The 13731-nt window shown below is 71.5% G+C and carries 15 protein-coding genes; 8 read left to right on the plus strand and 7 right to left on the minus strand.

Going from position 1 to position 13731, the window contains the following annotated elements:
• Positions 1-23: 23 nt before the first annotated feature.
• From ACFVYA_RS12570 to ACFVYA_RS12580, 3 genes are all read left to right on the plus strand, one after another.
• Positions 24-944 (plus strand): nitrate- and nitrite sensing domain-containing protein, encoded by a 921-nt coding sequence (locus ACFVYA_RS12570; RefSeq protein WP_285987650.1) that lies wholly within the window; start codon positions 24-26, stop codon positions 942-944.
• An 88-nt stretch (positions 945-1032) separates the two neighbouring features.
• On the plus strand, positions 1033-2358 hold the full coding sequence (locus tag ACFVYA_RS12575; RefSeq protein ID WP_387044749.1) for a DUF6880 family protein: 1326 nt from the start codon (positions 1033-1035) through the stop codon (positions 2356-2358).
• A gap of 228 nt (positions 2359-2586) precedes the next feature.
• Positions 2587-4095 (plus strand): hypothetical protein, encoded by a 1509-nt coding sequence (locus tag ACFVYA_RS12580; protein ID WP_387044750.1) that lies wholly within the window; start codon positions 2587-2589, stop codon positions 4093-4095.
• A 3-nt stretch (positions 4096-4098) separates the two neighbouring features.
• Here ACFVYA_RS12580 and ACFVYA_RS12585 read toward each other — a convergent pair whose 3' ends face one another.
• From ACFVYA_RS12585 to ACFVYA_RS12595, 3 genes are all read right to left on the minus strand, one after another.
• Positions 4099-4254 carry a hypothetical protein gene (locus ACFVYA_RS12585; protein ID WP_285987652.1) on the minus strand — a complete coding sequence of 52 codons (156 nt, stop codon included), beginning with the start codon at positions 4252-4254 and terminating at the stop codon, positions 4099-4101.
• A 266-nt stretch (positions 4255-4520) separates the two neighbouring features.
• A complete protein-coding gene (gene coaA / locus ACFVYA_RS12590; RefSeq protein WP_013222129.1) occupies positions 4521-5453 on the minus strand; it encodes a type I pantothenate kinase in 933 nt (310 codons plus the stop codon).
• 115 nt (positions 5454-5568) lie between these two features.
• Positions 5569-6189 carry a macro domain-containing protein gene (locus ACFVYA_RS12595; protein ID WP_387044751.1) on the minus strand — a complete coding sequence of 207 codons (621 nt, stop codon included), beginning with the start codon at positions 6187-6189 and terminating at the stop codon, positions 5569-5571.
• 98 nt (positions 6190-6287) lie between these two features.
• Between ACFVYA_RS12595 and pheA the strand changes: the two genes are divergently transcribed.
• The 3 genes from pheA (at position 6288) to ACFVYA_RS12610 (ending at position 8565) form a co-directional block, all read left to right on the plus strand.
• Entirely contained in the window at positions 6288-7196 is a 909-nt protein-coding gene (gene pheA, locus ACFVYA_RS12600; RefSeq protein WP_387044752.1) for a prephenate dehydratase, read from the plus strand.
• Positions 7193-7810: a histidine phosphatase family protein gene (locus tag ACFVYA_RS12605; protein WP_387044753.1), complete on the plus strand. Its 618-nt coding sequence runs from the start codon at positions 7193-7195 to the stop codon at positions 7808-7810. Before pheA ends, ACFVYA_RS12605 begins: the two co-directional genes overlap by 4 nt.
• A 116-nt stretch (positions 7811-7926) precedes the next feature.
• Entirely contained in the window at positions 7927-8565 is a 639-nt protein-coding gene (locus tag ACFVYA_RS12610) for a DUF4232 domain-containing protein (RefSeq protein ID WP_387044786.1), read from the plus strand.
• 37 nt (positions 8566-8602) lie between these two features.
• Here ACFVYA_RS12610 and ACFVYA_RS12615 read toward each other — a convergent pair whose 3' ends face one another.
• From ACFVYA_RS12615 to ACFVYA_RS12630, 4 genes are all read right to left on the minus strand, one after another.
• On the minus strand, positions 8603-9079 hold the full coding sequence (locus ACFVYA_RS12615; protein WP_285987656.1) for a hypothetical protein: 477 nt from the start codon (positions 9077-9079) through the stop codon (positions 8603-8605).
• A gap of 39 nt (positions 9080-9118) precedes the next feature.
• Positions 9119-10357: an MFS transporter gene (locus tag ACFVYA_RS12620; RefSeq protein ID WP_387044754.1), complete on the minus strand. Its 1239-nt coding sequence runs from the start codon at positions 10355-10357 to the stop codon at positions 9119-9121.
• A 98-nt stretch (positions 10358-10455) separates the two neighbouring features.
• Positions 10456-10806, minus strand: a complete 351-nt coding sequence (locus ACFVYA_RS12625; protein WP_020642760.1) for a metallopeptidase family protein — start codon at positions 10804-10806, stop codon at positions 10456-10458.
• The gene (locus tag ACFVYA_RS12630; protein WP_387044755.1) at positions 10806-11834 is read right to left on the minus strand and encodes a septum formation family protein; all 1029 of its coding nucleotides are present in this window, start codon (positions 11832-11834) and stop codon (positions 10806-10808) included. The genes ACFVYA_RS12625 and ACFVYA_RS12630 overlap by 1 nt, the downstream gene beginning before the upstream one ends.
• A gap of 94 nt (positions 11835-11928) precedes the next feature.
• Here ACFVYA_RS12630 and ACFVYA_RS12635 point away from each other — a divergent pair, with 94 nt between their 5' ends.
• A complete protein-coding gene (locus ACFVYA_RS12635; protein WP_387044756.1) occupies positions 11929-12531 on the plus strand; it encodes a hypothetical protein in 603 nt (200 codons plus the stop codon).
• On the plus strand, positions 12532-13698 hold the full coding sequence (locus ACFVYA_RS12640; protein WP_285987659.1) for a glutathionylspermidine synthase family protein: 1167 nt from the start codon (positions 12532-12534) through the stop codon (positions 13696-13698).
• The last annotated feature ends 33 nt before the right edge of the window (positions 13699-13731 follow it).

The following is a 13731-nucleotide window of genomic DNA, read 5'->3' on the forward strand; positions in this document are numbered from 1 at the left end:
ACCAAGGCTGGGAAAGGAACGTCTTGAAGTACCTGCGATCCGTCCGCGGCCGCATGCTGGGCATCGCGTTCATCCCCGGCGGCGCGCTCGTCGCCGTGGCCGTGGTGATCGCGATTCTCCTGATCCACCAAGCGGTTCGGACCCGGGACATGGCCGTGGAGACGGCGGCCGCCGCGGACCGCACGGCCCGTGCGGTGGTCGCGCTGCAGGCCGAGCGGAGCGCGGCGATGGCCGCGCCCGAGCAGCGGAGTGCCGCATACGCGAATTACACGCAGCGGATCGAGTCCGCCATCGCCGGCCTGCGCGACTACGCGCGCCACGCCCCGGACGCCGAATCCGCCTACCAGCAGACGACCGCCGTCGAGCTGCTTTCCGTCGCCGAAGGCATGGATCGCTCCGATTCCCTCGCTCTGGCCGGGCTGGACAACGTGACGCGGGGATCGTTCACCTCCGCCGTGGCCTCCTACCGGGCCGATCTGGCCCGGGTCGTCCCGCAGCTCACCGAGAGTGGCCGGATGGCGTACGAATCGCTCACGCGTAGCGCCGAATGGAGCAGGCTGGCGGCCACCGAGAACGCCTTCACGGCCGCAGAACCGCTTCCGGTTCCCGAACCCACGTGGCGCAGCGCCTCCTACGCCGTGTCCGCTCAGCTCGGCCTGCTGTACACGCAGCAGAGCCAGTACGCCGTGCAGCTGACGCTCGACGACGGCCGCCGCACCCTCGCCGGTGCCCTGGCGGCGGGGACGGCGCTCCTGCTGTTCGCCGGGCTCCTGATGGTGGTGGTCCGGCGGCTGGTGGCGCGGGTTCCGGTGCCGGTCGTGCCGATCATGGTGCCGACCGTGCACGCGGCCATCCCCCGACCCCGCCACGCACGGTCACGACGGCCCGGTCTTCCGGATCCCTGGCCGCTGAAAGCCGTGTTCGACGACTTGCGCCGTCGATGAGCTGCTCACGCAACGTCATGGATTACTCCGAAAAGAGCACGCGGTTGGCCCACACGCGTGGCGGTGGCCGTCGGGCAGACTGGTGCGCGTGAGTCCCCCCTCGGATCTTCGCCCCTACCTGCGCACTTTGGACGCGGAGACGCTGGCGGACCTGCTGCACGCCCAAGCCGAGCGCGATCCGGAGCTGCGGCATTCACTCGAACTGCGCGCGGCCACCCAATCCGGTGACGTCACCGAAGCGCACCGGCTGCTGGACACCGCCGTCACCGACGGGAACGTCGAGTACGCCGCCAAGATCGGCGCGGTCCTCGACACGCTGCAGCGGATGCTCGACGCCGGCAGCCGCGCCGACCTCGCCCCGCTGGCCCGGCGCACGGTCGACGACATCAGCGAGGTGCTGGAGCAGTGCGGCGACCACGCCGGCGACCTGGCCGACCGGCTGGACCGGGCCGTGGAGCTGTACGCCCGCGCGTGCGCCGCCCGGCCGCCGGACCCGGAGAAGCTGGCCGACTGGATCCTCGAGGTCGAGTTCGACGGCCCTGGCCGCCCGGTGATCGACCTCGCCGAGTTCGCGACGGCGCTGGGTGAGCCCGGGCTCAAGCGGATCAAGTCCACTGTGGACGACGTGCTCGCGGCGAACGGGCCGGGCCACCGCCGCGACGTGGCCGAACGGCTGCGGGAGCAGCTGGCCGAGGTGCTCGGCGACGTCGACGAGCTGGTGGCGATCCTGTCGGCCAAGCCGCCGCGCGTGGACGTCAGCCTCAAGATCGTCCGGGTGCTGCGGGCCGCCGGGCGGCACAGCGAGGCCATCGCGCACGCCGCCCGCGCGCTGACGCACGACAAGCAACCGCCGTCACCGGAACCGGAAAGCGAAACCGCCCGGCGCCGTAAAGACTTCGACGCGCGGCCGGACCGCGAGACGTACGCCGCTCTCCGCGAGGCCGCGCAGGCCGCGGGGAAGTGGACGGTGCAGCGCCGGGACGCGCTGGCGTGCCTGCGCGAACGCGCCGCCGAAGGGGTCGAGCAGGCGGACGAGCTGGTCCGCGTCCTGCTCGACGACGACCGTCCCGACGAAGCCTGGCGCGCCTGTGTCCGGTTCGGGGCGTCCGCCGAGCTCAAGCTGGAGCTGGCGGAACAGCGGGCCGCCGAGCACCCGGCCGAGACGATCCCGGTCTTCCGCGAGCACGTCGACGAACTCATCGAACGCAAGGACCCGCAGGCCTACCAGGAAGCCGCCCGCCGGCTGAAGCTGTTGCGCACCTTGCACAAGCGGGCCGAGACAGCGGACGAATTCACCGCTTACCTGGCCGCGCTGGTGGAAAACCACCGGCGGAAAACCCGCCTGATCACGGAAATCCGGGCCGCCAGGATCGCCATGCCGAAAGCCGTAACCTCGCCGCGCACCCCTCGTTGACCCAGGCGAACCGGTGTTACACGTGCACCGGGACATCGTGAGCGCGCCAGGCGTCGCGGTGGCCCGGTTCCGTCGTCCCCGCTCGGCGCCTCCCCGCCGAGCCCGCGGCGGGACCCGCGCCAGGGCCACCGCGACCCACTCGCGGTGTCGAACCGGAGCTTCGCCCCGGGCCGGGGGCTTCGCCACCCGGACCCCCGCAAGAAGTGGGTGAGGTGAAAGCATGAAGCCATGAGCCCGGTCAGTCGCGCCCGCAAGAAGCCGCCGCAGCCCGTCACCCACAGCGTGACCGGCCTGTTCAAGGACGTCCTGAACGACTTCTCGGCGCTGGGCGCCGACCCCCAGCCGGTCGACGTCGAACTGCTCGCCTCCGAGGTGCTCGGCCAGTTCCGCGACCTGCCCGTCGAAGACGGCGAAGAGCCGCTCGGCCTGGAGCTCATCGCCTTCGCGCAGCGCAAGATCACGCCGGGTGCCGCCGCGCTGCTGGCCGCGCTGAAGGTCGTCGCCGAGACCGACGTCGAGCGCAAGGCCGCCGACGCCGGGCTGCAGGTCGTCCTCGGCCGCGGCATCCCCGCGCCCTCCTGGGCCGACGGGCTGGGCCGGCTCACCGCCGGCGAGTGCTGGCGGACCGGTGACGTCTACGGCGACGAGTCGTCCCTGCTCTGCGTCTTCTCCCACGGCGACCAGGCGTACGGCCTGCTCGCGCTGCTCGACTTCACCGAGGCCGGCCGGGTGCGGGACCTCGTCGTCATCGACCAGCCCGCCGATGTCCTCGCCGAGATGCGGGAGCAGTCCGATGCCGACCCGGAACTGGTCCTCTTCGAAGCGGTCGATCCCGCCGAGGCCCACCGCCTGATCGCGGACGGCCTCGCCGCCACCGACCACCTCGACGAGGCCGACGTCAGCGAGGACTACGCCCGCTTCCACGCGGTCGCGCTGACCTGGTGCCGCGCGCTTCCCGAGCCCGCGCTCGTGCCCGAGGTGGCCGAGTGGTCCGAAACCGAGCGCGCCGCCGTCGTCGAGCAGTTCGTCGCGGCGAGCGGTGAGGACGCCGGCGCCGCGCGCGCGATCGGTGGCTTGCTGCTCGAACACGGCCTGCGCACCGACCCGGGCAACCCGCTGCGCGTCGGGCCGGAGAAGATCGCGCGGTTCCTCGAGGGCTTGCTCGGCGAGGAGTACGAGCTCGACGCCGACCACGAGGACGCCGTCGAGCCGGTCGTGCTGGCCTGGGTGCAGTGGACGGGCGAGCGGGCGCACCTGACCGAGACCGCGATCGCCGCCCTCGACGAGGCCGTCTCCGACTACCTCGGCGAGTACGCCGACGATGACGACTCGCCGCTGGAGCGCTACTTCGCCGACACCGGCGACCTGTCGCCGACCGAACTGGCTGACGCGCTGGAGCGCCGGATGTTCGCCGTGCCGTCGCTGACCACGGAAATCGACGAGGAAGAGGTCGACCTCGACCCGACCGACCCCGACCAGCGCCGCGCCCTCGTCATCGCCGAGGCCGACGAGGACGAGGACGAGCAGCGGCTGATCCTGCGCGCCACGATCGTCGACCAGCTGTGGGACAACGAGCCCGCCGAGGTCTGGCCGGCCGTCGAGCGCCTCCAGGAGGGCGAGCTCGACCGCGACGAGATCTTCGAGCAGCTGATCGACACGCTGGAAAACAGCCTGCTGGACGGGGAAAACCTCGAATACGACGCCGACGCCTACGTCGAGGCGCTGGCCGAGCTCTGATCGTCAGGGGAGGGGGCCTGCCGGTTCGGCGGGCTTTCCCTTGCGCCGGCGTTCCTGCAGCCGGTCGTCGAAGTCGACGACGAACGTTCCGGCGGCCATCGCGATCAGCAAGGCCAGACCGAGCACCGCACCGACCCACGTGAGGATCATCGTGAACATCGTGGGCCTCCTCCCCAGCTCAGAGCCGTTTTCCTGACTTCTTCAGGGTCGCTTTCACAAGCGGCCGGGGATATCGGCCAACCGGTTACGGCTGCATGGCGCACCTCGGCCGATCGGCCGGAATCCGGAGCGGAGAGTCGCGAGATCGCGACGAATCGTGGCCGCGCACTCGCGCAGCGTGCGAATGCGCGGCATGTGGGTGACGGGGTGCGTGACTGTGACATCCGGGGCTTCGCCACCCGGAGCCCCCGATGAGATCGAGCGGGTCAGAGCTTGCGCAGGCGGACCCGGTTGATGGCGTGGTCGCAATCCTTGCGCAGCACCAGCGTCGCCCGCGGCCGGGTCGGCTTGATGTTCTCCATCAGGTTCGGCTCGTTGATCGAGTGCCACAGGTGCCGCGCCTCGGCGCGGGCCTCGTCGTCGGGCAGGCCGGCGAAGTGGTGGAAGTGCGACGCCGGGTCCGCGAACGCCGTGTGCCGCAGTTCGAGGAACCGCTCGACGTACCAGCGCTGGATGTCGTCGGTGTGCGCGTCGACGTAGATCGAGAAGTCGAACAGGTCGGACACCATCAGCCGCGGCCCCGGCTGCAGCACGTTCAACCCCTCGACGATGAGGATGTCCGGCTGCTGCACCACCTGCTCCTGGCCGGGCAGGATGTCGTAGGCCAGGTGCGAGTACACCGGCGCGGCGACGCGCTCGGCACCCGACTTGACCTCCGTGACGAACCGCAGTAGCGCGCGGCGGTCGTAGCTCTCCGGGAAGCCCTTGCGGTGCATGATCCCGCGCCGCATCAGCTCGGCCCGCGGGTACAGGAAGCCGTCGGTGGTGACCAGGTCGACGCGCGGGTGGTCCGGCCAGCGGGCGAGCAGCGTGCGCAGGAGGCGGGCGGTGGTCGACTTGCCGACCGCCACGCTCCCGGCGATGCCGATCACGAACGGGACCTTCGTGCCGCGGGAGTCGTCACCGAGGAACGTCGTCGTCGCCTCGTAGAGCCGCTGGCGCGCGGCGACCTGCAGGTTGATCAGGCGGGACAGCGGCAGGTAGACGTCGGCCACCTCGGCCAGGTCGACCTGCTCGCCGAGGCCGCGCAGCCGCAGCAGCTCGGCCGCCGTCAACGGCAGCGGCGTCGAACTTCGCAGTTCTTTCCATTGTTCCCGGTGCAGCTCGACATACGGGCTGAGTTCGCGGACCCGGGTCATCGCACACCCTTCCGGCCGTCGCCTGCACTGGCGGACGTTTCACCTGCGTGATTAACGGTAGGGCTTATGGCCGGTTAAAGCGCTGTGACGTAGTCCACCCCCCAACCGGGGTTGATCACCGAGCGTCACGATTTCCGAAGACTTCGTCCCAGGCCGCGGCGACCTGCCGGGCGCAGGTCTCGGGGGCGACGCCACCGACGCCGGTGCCGAGCCCCGGCATCGCGACCGTGTGGACGAACTCCCGAACCGGGCCGTGGTCGAGCCGGCCGTCGCGCCAGGTCAGGAACACCGCGCGGGCGGCGAGGTAGGGGTGGACGGTGTCGGCGGGCAGCAGTTCGCCCGGCTCCCGCATGGTCGGCGCGCTGATCAACCACGCCGGCTCGGCTTCGCCGGTCGGCACCACCACGGCGTCGCCGATCGGCAGCTCACCGCCGTGGAAGGCCAGGACGGCGCTGCGGACGCTCTGCTCCACGCCCGGGAACGCCCGCGCGTAGACGGCGTCGATACCGCCGCGCATCCAGCCGTAGGAGTTGGCCGGGCTGACCACGGCCTGGGCCACGACGTCGAGCACCGACCCGCGGTGCACCCGGACCCGGCCGGCGAGCTTCTGCGCGGCGGCGGTCCAGGCATCGGCGAGTGGTTCATCGACGGCGCACAGCACCAGCTCCGGTGCGCGAGGGGCGACCGGCGGCTTGGCGCCCTCACGTCCGGCGTGCGTGCCCGATTCGGCGGTCACGCCCTCAGCATCGCAAAAAATGCCACCCGGCGTAACCGGTTCCCGTACCGGCTGTCCGAGTGAATGTCGCCACGGCCAGGCCCCGTAGCCTGGGTGCTGTGTCACGGATCGCATACTTCGGCCCCCGGGGGACCTTCACCGAACAGGCCGCGCGGGTGCTCGCCGCCGGCGCGGAACTGATCCCGGTCGAGACCATCAGGCAGGCGATGACGGCCGTCCGCGAGGGCGCGGCGGACGCCGCCTGCGTCCCCATCGAGAACTCCGTCGAAGGCGTGGTGCCCGCCACGCTCGACGCGCTCAGTGAGGCGGAGCCGCTGGTCGCCGTCGCCGAGACCATCCTGCCGATCCACTTCAGCGTGCTGACCCGGCCCGGGGGCGGGGAGATCCGGACCGTCGCCAGCCACCCGCACGCGTTGGCCCAGGTCCGAGAGTGGCTCGACGCGCACCTGCCCGGCGCGAACGCGGTGGCGTCGTCGTCGACGTCCGCCGCCGCGGTCGGCGTGCTGGACGGCGACTTCGACGCGGCGGTCTGCGCCCCGGTGGCGGTCGAGCACTACGCCCTCGACGTGCTGGCCACCGAAGTCGCCGACGTCACCGACGCGGCGACGCGGTTCCTGCTGGTCCGCCGGCCGGGCGAGCTGCCGGAGCCGACCGGCGCGGACCGGACGTCCGTGGTCGCCGCGGCCGCGAACCGCACCGGCACGCTCGCCGAGCTGCTCACCGAGCTGGCCAGCCGCGGCATCAACCTGACCCGGCTCGACGCCCGGCCGACGCGCAGCAACTTCGGCGAGTACCGCTTCTTCATCGACTTCGAGGGGCACGTGGCCGAGCCTCGGGTCCTCGACGCGCTGACGGCGTTGCGCCGGCACTGCCGCAACCTGCGGTTCCTCGGCTCGCACCCGCGTGCCGACGGCGTCTCCACCACGATCGAGCCCGGTTTCGGCAACGACGACTTCCTCGAAGCGGCCGCGTGGGCCGACGCCGTCCGCAAGGGGGCCCAGGCGTGAGGCTGCTGCTCATCCGCCACGGGCAGACCGACGGGAACGTCCGCGGCGCGCTCGACACCGCCCTGCCCGGCCCGCCGCTGACCGAGCTCGGCAGGCGGCAGGCGGACGCCCTCGCGGCGCGGCTGGCCGAGGAGCCGCTGGTTGCCGTCTACGCGTCGCAGGCGACGCGCGCCCAGCAGACGGCGGCGCCGCTGGCCGCGCGGCTCTCCCTGGAGGTGCAGGTCGTCGACGGGGTGCACGAGGTCGTCGCGGGTGACCTCGAAGGCGCGACCGACCACGCGTCGATCCGGACCTACATGGAGACGGTCCGGCGCTGGACGCTCGGCGAACTGGCGCCGTCGCTGCCCGGCGGCGAGAGCGGCACGAGCGTGCGCACCCGGATGCTGGACGCGGTCGGCCGGCTGCGCGCCAAGCACGAGCAGGCCGACCCGGACGGGGTGATCGCCCTGGTCAGCCACGGCGGCGCGATCCGGCTGGCCGCTGAATGGCTGGCCCCGAACGTGCACCCGGACGTCGCCAACGCGGCGCTGATCCCCAACACCGGTCTCGTGGAGCTGGTGGCGCAGCCGGACGGCTGGTGGCGCTGCCTGACCTGGGTCGATACGCCGCTCTGAAGACCCGAACGTGTGATCCTGTCACGTTTAGAACACGTCCGGTGGGGAATTTACGAGAGCGGCCAACCCGCCCGCGACCCGGTACGTCTACCCAGTAGCACCACACCAGGGAGGCGATTGACATGAAGCTTTCACGGTTGTTCCCGGTCGTCGCGGCTTCGGCGGGCGTCCTCGCGCTCTCCGCCTGCGGCGGGGGCGGCACCACGAACGCGGCGAACAGCTCGACGCCGTCGACCTCGGCGTCGCCGACCGCCACCACCACGGTCACCACCGCCCCGCCGAGCCCCACCTCGGCGCCGGCCGAGCCACCCGCCGCCCAGCCCGCCGACAACGGGCTGTGCAAGTCCGGAGACGTCAAGCTCTCGCTCGGCCCGGGCGACTCGGGCGCCGGCTCGACGTTCCGGCCGCTGCTCATCAGGAACTCCAGCGCGAAGCCCTGCACCATCCAGGGATTCCCCGGCGTGTCCTATGTGGCCGGTGCGGACGGGCACCAGGTCGGCAAGGACGCCTTCCGTGACGGCACCAAGGGCAACGCCGTCAAGCTGAACCCCGGCCAGACCGCGGCCGCCGACATCCAGTTCGTCAACGTGCGCAACTACGACCCGGGCACCTGCCAGCCGACGCCGGTCAAGGGCCTGCGCATCTACCTGCCGCAGGAGACCGCGTCGAACTTCGTGCCGGACGACGGCACCGGCTGCGCGAGCACGAAGATCCCGGGCAACCAGCTCGCGGTGAAGACGGTCCACCCCGCCTGACCTGGACCCGCTCCGCCGCCTCTCGGCGGACGGCTGTTCAGATCCGGCCGCAGATCTCCTTGGCCTCGGTCAGGTGCCGCTGGCCGGCGATGTCGTTGAAGTGCAGGCTCAGCACCATCCGGCTGACGCCGTCGACGTGGTCGGCCAGCGACTGGTAGTTGGCGTTCACCTGGGCGGCGGCCGCGGACAGCTCACGCGCCGCCATCATCCGGTGCAGCCGCTCCGAGCTGAGCCCGGGTGTCAGCGACGGCTGCGCGTCCCGGCTCGTGTCGGGCAGCTCGCCCACGCGGTCGAGCGCCTGGCACGCCGCGACGGCGTCTTCGAGCGCGCCGGCGTGCACACCGGACAGTCCCCACAGGAGCCCGAGCACGCTGCCGCCCAGCACGAACCCGGCCACCGCGCACACCACGAGCAGCCGGCGTGACGGCGGGGGCGGGGTGGAACCGGACTCAGCGGGAGGCTCGTCGAAGTCGGGATCGGCGTCGGTGCCGGTCCCCGGGTCCACGGTGCGCATGAGTTCCTCCTCACCACGTGGGTGAGGGGCTATTTCAGCTCACAATCCCGGATCGTGGTGGGTCAGCGCCGCGGCTGAGTCCGATTCGTCACCGAGCAGGCCGTGCCGCAGCGCACCGAAGGCGAACGCGGCGATCGCCAGCATCGCCACGCCGGACACGGCGAACGTCCGCGCGGCCGAGCCGAGCCGCTCGGTCAGCACGCCACCCAGCAGCGCGCCGAGCGGGATCGCGCCCCAGACGACCGTGCGCCACACCCCCAGCACCCGGCCGAGCAGCTCGCCGGGCACCAGCGTGTGCCGGGCCGTCGCGAGCACGACGTTCACCGCCACCACCGCCGCCGCGAACAACCCGAACAGCGCCGCGCCCGCGACCGGCGAGCGCACCAGGCCCATCCCGCCGAACCCGAGGCCGCAGCAGACGATCCCGCCGGTGACGACCGCGAGCCGGCCGGTCGCCCGCACCAGCCGCGGGGCGACGCCCGCGCCGAGCAGGCCACCGATCCCGCCGATGAAGGCGAAGAACCCGAAGGTCGCGTCGGACAGGTGGAGGTCCTCGAGCGCGTACAGCACCAGCTGCGCCTGCGCGAGTTCGCTGACCAGGCTGAGCAGCCCCGCGACGACGACCAGCCGCCGCAGCAGCGGGCGCCGGCGCAGCCAGCGCAGGCCGTCGGCGAGCTCGGTGCGGAGTTTCGCCGGTGGCTCCGCCTTGCCGCGGTAGGTGCCGGCCAGCCCGAGCAGCACCGCCGCCGCGATCGTGAAGCCCGCGGAATTGAGCATGAACGGGAAGGCGGCGAAGAGCGCGAACGTCAGGCTGCCGACCGGGCCGCCGAGGAACGTCTGGCCGACGATCTCGCAGGCCTGCAGCTTGCTGTTGGCCGAGTCGAGCGAACCGTCGCCGACGACCGCCGGGATCAGCGCGTTCGCCGCGCTGTCCGCGATCGTCTCGGCGGTCCCGATGATCAGCGCGGTCAGGTAGATCAGCCAGATCGTCGTGCCGCCGGCGGCGACGAGCACGGCCAGCGCGCCGACCGCGGCGGCCCGGGCGGTGTTCGCGACGATCATCGCGCGCCTCCGGTCGACCCGGTCGACCAGCGCACCGGCGACCGCGGCGAACAGCAGCCATGGCAGGAACTGGGTGGCGGACAGCCCGGCGATGAGCACCGGATCGCGGGTCAGCGTCGTGGCCAGCAGGGGCAGGGCCACCTTGCCGATGCCGTCCCCCAGGTGGGACGCCGCGCTCGACGTCAGCAGCCAGGTGAGTCTTCGCGCGTTGACCATCGGGGCCCCCGGCACAGGTCGCAGTCACCCAATGACTTCGGGTAACAGGATAAGTGGGGATCACCCGGTTGTGGTCACGGTGTTGCTACTAGCGCGTTTTAGCCCCAGCCGAGTTCGTGCAGCCGGGCGTCGTCGATGCCGAAGTGGTGACCCAGCTCGTGCACGACGGTGATGAGGACCTCCTCGACGACCTCGTCCTCGTCCTCGCACATGGCCAGGATCGGCTGCCGGTAGATCGAGATCCGGTCGGGCAGCACCCCGCCGTACGACGACGTCCGCTCGGTCAGCGCGATCCCGTGGTAGAGCCCGAGGATGTCCGGCGCCTCGTCGTTGAACTCCTCGACGAGCACGACGACGTTGTCCATCGCGCGCGCGAACTCGGGTGGCACCTCGTCGAGGGCTTCGGAGACCAGCTCTTCGAACCGCTCCCGGCTCATCTCGACGGGCATCAGCCGCCCTGCTTCGCCGTCGAAGGGGCGGGATTCGGCGTGGCCGGGCCACCGCCGCCGTCCGACGGCGGGCCGCCGTCCTGGGGCTGGCCGCCGTCCGGACCGGCCGGGGCGGCCTTGACGCTGCCGGTCACCGCCTGCAGCCCGCTCTTGTCGGGTAGCGCCGAGGCCACCTTGCAGTTGACCTTGGTCGAGCCGGTGTCCCAGCTCTCCTGCTCCCGCAGGTCCCAGGTCAGGATCAGCTTCTTCGCGTCGAGGTCGGCGCCGCCGGTGTAGTCGGCCGCCGCCTTGGTGCACTCGGTGTCGAGCCAGGCCTTCTGGTTGTCCTGGGCGGGGTAGCCGTCCTTGAAGTTCGTCTTGAGGTCGAGGGTCGCGACGATCTCGTACGAGTGCGGCTTCGTGCAGTCGATCGGATCGCCGACGCCCTTGCCGAGCAGCGCCAGGCAGGTGCCCGGCTCGAAGACCAGCGACTGGTCCTGGTCCTTGGCCGGCCCGGTCGTCGGCAGCAGCTTGCCGCCGGGGCCGGCCCACTGCAGGCCGCACCGCAGCTGGCGGTCGCCGTCTTCCCACTGTGACGGCGTCGGGCGGAGCAGGTTCGTCGTGAGCCTGCCGTACGGGTCGAGTTTGTGCCCGAGGTACGGCTTCACGTCCGAGGTGCACTTCTGCTGCGCGATCTGCTGCCACTGGTCCAGCGACGGGACGGGCGCGTCCTCCGGGAACTGGGGGCCGATGTCCACGAGCGTGGTCACCTCGAACAGGTGCGGCTGGGTGCAGGCGACCTTGCGCGCGTCGCTCGCGTCCGGGTTGTCCCAGGTCAGGCAGCTGCCGGGCGGGGAGTGGAACGCCTCCTGGGCCGCCGCGGACAGCTTGCCCGCGCCGCCACCGGAGCCGCCGATGACGCCGTCGCTCCAGGAGAACACGACGCTGAGCGCGAGCGCGATGAGCGCGCCCGCGAAGATCCCGCCCATCACGACGCGGGTACGCAACGTCTGCGTGGCGGTGGGGAACCGATCGGCGCTGGGAGACATCGCAGTCCATGATGCCCGCGCCGCGCATGACGTGCGCGGTCCGGGTGGTTAGGGTGGTCACGGTTTCGCGGTGGCCGGTGATTACGGAGCGCACATGACGCAGGACAACAATACTGGGGACCAGCCGCCCCCCGAGCCGCCGGCGCGCGGCTCGATGAGGTTTCAGGACTCGAACACGCAGCCCCGCGAGCCCTCGCTGGCCGAGCAGCGGGCTCGCCGGCAGGCGCTCGCCCAGGAGGAGCGCGACGAGGAGCTGGCCCGCCAGTCCGACGCCAAGGCGGCGACGCGGCGCAAGATCCTGATCGGCAGCGGCGTCACGGTCGGGCTCGTCGGCCTGGTCGCGACGTTCTACGCGGTCGCCAAGCCGGCGGGCGAGGTCACCGCGGTCTGCACGGACTCCAACGGCGTCGTCCAGCCCGACGACAACTGCGACGAGAACTACGTCACCAGCCACCACGGCTACTCCAGCGGCGGGTTCTGGTTCATCCCGATCAACGGCGGCGGCTACCAGAGCTACCGGTACAACTACGGCGGCTCCGGCACGATCGGGCAGCGCGTTTCCGGGGGTTCGTACGACCCCCCGTCGGCGCGGACCAGCGTCAACACGAAGTCCGGCAAGTCCGTCCAGCGCGGCGGGTTCGGCATCAGCGGCAAGAGCGGCAGCACCGGCGGCAGCGGCAAGAGCGGGGGATCGTAGGTGTACCGGGACCGGCGTGAGCCGCGGCGCGACTGGCAGCGGATCGTCGAAGAGCAGGGACTCGTCTACGGCACGCCGGCCCGCGACAGCAGCGGCCGGGTGCGGCCGTACTGGGACGAGTCCGTGCACTACGTCTTCGACATGGACGAGGTCCTCTCGCTCGAAGCCGACGTCGAGCTGCTGCACTCGATGTGCCTGGAGGCCGTCGACAACGTCGTGACGACCGAGGGCTACCAGCGGTTCGGCATCCCGGAGTGGGTCTGGCCGCACATCGCCGAGTCGTGGAAGCGGCAGGACCCGCACGTCTACGGCCGGTTCGACCTGCGCTACGACGGCAAGTCGCCGGCGAAGCTGCTCGAGTACAACGCGGACACGCCGACCACGCTGCTGGAGGCGTCGCTGCTGCAGTGGCACTGGAAGACCGACGTCTTCCCGGACGACGACCAGTGGAACTCGATCCACGAGAAGCTCGTCGAGCGGTGGACACAGCTCCGGGACAAGCTGCCGTCGAACGAGCTGCACTTCACCTGGTCGGCGGCCGACCCGAGCGGCGAGGACAACGTCACCACGGCGTACCTGCAGGAGACCGCGGCCGAGGCCGGCCTCGACACGGTCGGCCTGGCGATCGAGGAGATCGGCTGGGACCCGCTGCTCAAGCGGTTCGTCGACCTCGAAGAGCAGCAGATGGCGACCGTGCTGAAGCTGTACCCGTGGGAGTGGGTGGTCGACGAGGAGTTCGGCCGCAACGCCGTCGAGTCGCTGCCGCGGACGCTGTGGATCGAGCCGCTGTGGAAGATGATCCTCTCCAACAAGACGCTGCTGGCGATCCTGTGGGAGAACTACCCGGGCCACCCGAACCTGCTGCCCGCGTTCGCCGACGACCCCGGCATCCTCACCGAGTACGTCCGCAAGCCGAAGCTGGGCCGTGAGGGCGCGAACGTCCAGATCGTCGCGACCGGCTACGAGACCCAGACCGACGGGGTCTACGGCGCCGAAGGCTTCGTCTACCAGGCGTTCGATCCGCTGCCCGAGTTCGACGGCTACCGGCCGGCGCTCGGTGCGTGGATCGTCGGCGACAGCTCCGCCGGGCTGGGCATCCGCGAGACCGGCGGCCTGGTCACCGACGACGGTGCGGCATTTGTCCCACACCGCATCGTCGAGTCGTGATACAACACCGTCGCTGATCAGCTCTTTTCCCCT

Origin of the sequence: Amycolatopsis sp. NPDC058278, assembly GCF_042881395.1 — a bacterium.
GTDB lineage: Bacteria > Actinomycetota > Actinomycetes > Mycobacteriales > Pseudonocardiaceae > Amycolatopsis.

Bases quoted from the DNA above. Each gene is read 5' to 3' on its own strand.
- ACFVYA_RS12630 (WP_387044755.1), bottom strand. From the start codon at position 11,834: ATGTCTCCCAGCGCCGATCGGTTCCCCACCGCCACGCAGACGTTGCGT.
- ACFVYA_RS12585 (WP_285987652.1), bottom strand. From the start codon at position 4,254: ATGTTCACGATGATCCTCACGTGGGTCGGTGCGGTGCTCGGTCTGGCC.
- ACFVYA_RS12635 (WP_387044756.1), top strand. From the start codon at position 11,929: ATGACGCAGGACAACAATACTGGGGACCAGCCGCCCCCCGAGCCGCCG.
- ACFVYA_RS12625 (WP_020642760.1), bottom strand. From the start codon at position 10,806: ATGCCCGTCGAGATGAGCCGGGAGCGGTTCGAAGAGCTGGTCTCCGAA.
- coaA (WP_013222129.1), bottom strand. From the start codon at position 5,453: ATGACCCGGGTCCGCGAACTCAGCCCGTATGTCGAGCTGCACCGGGAA.
- ACFVYA_RS12580 (WP_387044750.1), top strand. From the start codon at position 2,587: ATGAGCCCGGTCAGTCGCGCCCGCAAGAAGCCGCCGCAGCCCGTCACC.
- ACFVYA_RS12620 (WP_387044754.1), bottom strand. From the start codon at position 10,357: ATGGTCAACGCGCGAAGACTCACCTGGCTGCTGACGTCGAGCGCGGCG.
- ACFVYA_RS12615 (WP_285987656.1), bottom strand. From the start codon at position 9,079: ATGCGCACCGTGGACCCGGGGACCGGCACCGACGCCGATCCCGACTTC.